Annotated in this window: 4 protein-coding genes; all 4 read left to right on the top strand. The window is 29.3% G+C overall.

The window, feature by feature from the left end; genetic code table 11:
- Nucleotides 1–104: 104 nt before the first annotated feature.
- The 4 genes from BR82_RS17195 (at nt 105) to BR82_RS0114390 (ending at nt 2,155) form a co-directional block, all read left to right on the top strand.
- Nucleotides 105–275: a ParB N-terminal domain-containing protein gene (locus BR82_RS17195; RefSeq protein WP_161635142.1), complete on the top strand. Its 171-nt coding sequence runs from the start codon at nt 105–107 to the stop codon at nt 273–275.
- A gap of 108 nt (nt 276–383) precedes the next feature.
- Nucleotides 384–617 (top strand): hypothetical protein, encoded by a 234-nt coding sequence (locus tag BR82_RS16510; protein WP_027090728.1) that lies wholly within the window; start codon nt 384–386, stop codon nt 615–617.
- 768 nt (nt 618–1,385) lie between these two features.
- Nucleotides 1,386–1,664 carry a UPF0175 family protein gene (locus BR82_RS0114395; protein ID WP_027090727.1) on the top strand — a complete coding sequence of 93 codons (279 nt, stop codon included), beginning with the start codon at nt 1,386–1,388 and terminating at the stop codon, nt 1,662–1,664.
- On the top strand, nt 1,664–2,155 hold the full coding sequence (locus tag BR82_RS0114390; protein ID WP_027090726.1) for a PIN domain-containing protein: 492 nt from the start codon (nt 1,664–1,666) through the stop codon (nt 2,153–2,155). The genes BR82_RS0114395 and BR82_RS0114390 overlap by 1 nt, the downstream gene beginning before the upstream one ends.
- The last annotated feature ends 210 nt before the right edge of the window (nt 2,156–2,365 follow it).

Below are 2,365 nucleotides of genomic sequence, written 5' to 3'. Positions count from 1 at the left end.
TATTATCAAATTAAATTAGTTATATTTAATTTTAACTAATTTACGAATGCATAAACAGTAGTTTTTTGAGTCAAAATAATTTGCATATCAACAGACATCGAAGAATGAAGGCTGCTGAATTAAATGGTTTAGATAAAGTGCCTGCTATTGTACGTGATTTAACTGATGATCAGGCAACGATCATCATGGTTGATTCCAACATTCAGCGAGAAACGATATTGCCTACTGAAAGAGGTTTTGCATATAAGATGAAGCTGGAAGCCATGAAACATTAAGGAAAAAGAGTATATTCAGTAGAAAAACTCGCAGATGAAGTTGGTGAAAGTAGAAATCAAGTTAAGAGGTATATTCGTTTAACTGAACTCATTGAACCACTAAGGAACATGGTCGATGGTTTAAGAGAAGATAAGAAGAAAATAGCCTTTAACCCAGCAGTTGAACTGTCTTATTTATCTAAAGATAATCAGGAATTGGTTGTCAAATACATTGAAAAACTTGATCTAACGCCATCTTATGCTCAAACAATTAGAATGAAGGAATTATCAAAAGAAAACCGATTAGATGAAAATGTTATCTATACAATCATGACAGAAGAAAAAGCCAATCAAAAAGAATAGATTTCTTTTAAAATGGAGGATATAGATGAATATTTTCCTAAAGACTTTACACCAAGACAAAAAAGTGAAGTGATTATAAAACTGTTAAAATCATGGGCAAAGAAAAGAAATAAGGAACATGAAAGATAAGTTGAGTTACACATGTAACTTTAGAAATTGCATATTTTCAAATATCAACAGGCTTGTAAGGGGAAGTCTGCTTTTTTTTGCCTGGAAACGTGACTGTGTTTCCCCCTAAAAACCTCTTTTCAACACTAACGGGTATTTATTACCTGACGGAAGAAATGACAACTATGTTTTAAGTATTATATTATATCTTCAATTTATATAAGAAGTAGTGAAGGAGAAAATGATGAAAAAGCAATATATTATGCCTAAGGAGTTTTATAGATGTTTTGTAAGAAAAAATTCAAAGGGCAGTGAATCTGCCAAAAGAAAAAGCAAAAATCTAAGAAAGTCAAATTAATCGTACATTTGTTATTCATAAATGCTCAATGTAAAATGAAACTGTAAATAAAAAACAAGGGGCTGAAAGTTATGAAAAAATTATTAGTGATTTTATTTGTTATTGGATTGGCAGTATTCTTAACTTGAGATAATGAAGAAAAACAAATTCAAAAAGAAAGAAATGTTCAGCAGGTTGAAGAAAATATTTGACCATATTTAAGTGATTAATTTGCTAAAGAAAAGTTTATATACAATAAATCAAAAAAATAGTATAATAAAGATGTAATTAGGTGATACAAATAAGAAGAAGGAGGCGTTTTTATGAGTATGAGAAAAATAGAAATCAATATACCTGAAGGCATGGTTTCATATGTTTCTAAAACAGATGAAGAAGCTGTGTTAAAACAAAATGCAATGATTTTATATCCTTATATTCAAGATGATACGATTTCGTATGGTAAGGCTGCTGAGTTATTAGGTGTTCATAAGTTGGATTTGATAGCTTTATATGGAAAATTAGGTATATCATATCTTCGAGAATCAGTAGATGAATTGACCTCTGATCTTCAGGCAATAAAGAAATTGAGGTCAAATCTGTAATGATTATTATTTCTGATACAACACCTATTATATCTTTGTTAAAGGCAGATCAATTAGATTTGCTGGAAAAATTGTTCCATGAAGTCGTTATACCCAAGGCAGTATACAGTGAGTTGATTTCAAATATTAAATTTCAAGATGAAGCTCAAGTCATAAAAAACTGTCCATATATTTTTGTTGAAGAAGTTACTGATACAAAATCAGTAGATATATTTAGACGAGTAACAGGATTGGATGCTGGTGAAAGTGAAGCCATTGTTATGGCAGATGAAAAGAAAGCTGATTTATTGCTGATGGACGAACGTAAAGGAAGAATAGTGGCTAAACAAATGGGATTAACAATTACGGGTACTGTAGGAATATTATTGCAGTTTTTTGATGAAGGATTTTTAAATGCAGATGAAATAAGAGAAAGTATAAGTAAATTAAAGGAATGTGGAATAAGAATAAGTGATTCATTGTATGACCTTATTTTAGAACATATTCAATAAGATGATAAGCTAATCAATATGATTGGCTTTTTTTGTTGGAGGAAAAATATGAAAATCAAAAATAGATCTCCATGCTTCAATTGAGGAACAAAATAACTGTTCTTCTTTTTTTATCTAATTTATAGAAAGTAAATTATTATGGAAAGTAACCAGAATATATATTGATATATTAATATATTCCTCATTATTTACTTTCCATAATATTTATGG

Origin of the sequence: Thomasclavelia saccharogumia DSM 17460, from assembly GCF_000686665.1 — a bacterium.
Taxonomy (GTDB): Bacteria; Bacillota_I; Bacilli_A; order Erysipelotrichales; family Coprobacillaceae; genus Thomasclavelia; species Thomasclavelia saccharogumia.
The sequence above is the reverse complement of the archived record's forward strand: the minus strand, read 5'-3'. Positions and strand labels throughout refer to the sequence as shown.

What these genes read in the sequence shown, in the direction of transcription:
- BR82_RS0114390 (WP_027090726.1), top strand. Translation starts at nt 1,664, where the DNA reads ATGATTATTATTTCTGATACAACACCTATTATATCTTTGTTAAAGGCA.
- BR82_RS17195 (WP_161635142.1), top strand. Translation starts at nt 105, where the DNA reads ATGAAGGCTGCTGAATTAAATGGTTTAGATAAAGTGCCTGCTATTGTA.
- BR82_RS16510 (WP_027090728.1), top strand. Translation starts at nt 384, where the DNA reads ATGGTCGATGGTTTAAGAGAAGATAAGAAGAAAATAGCCTTTAACCCA.
- BR82_RS0114395 (WP_027090727.1), top strand. Translation starts at nt 1,386, where the DNA reads ATGAGTATGAGAAAAATAGAAATCAATATACCTGAAGGCATGGTTTCA.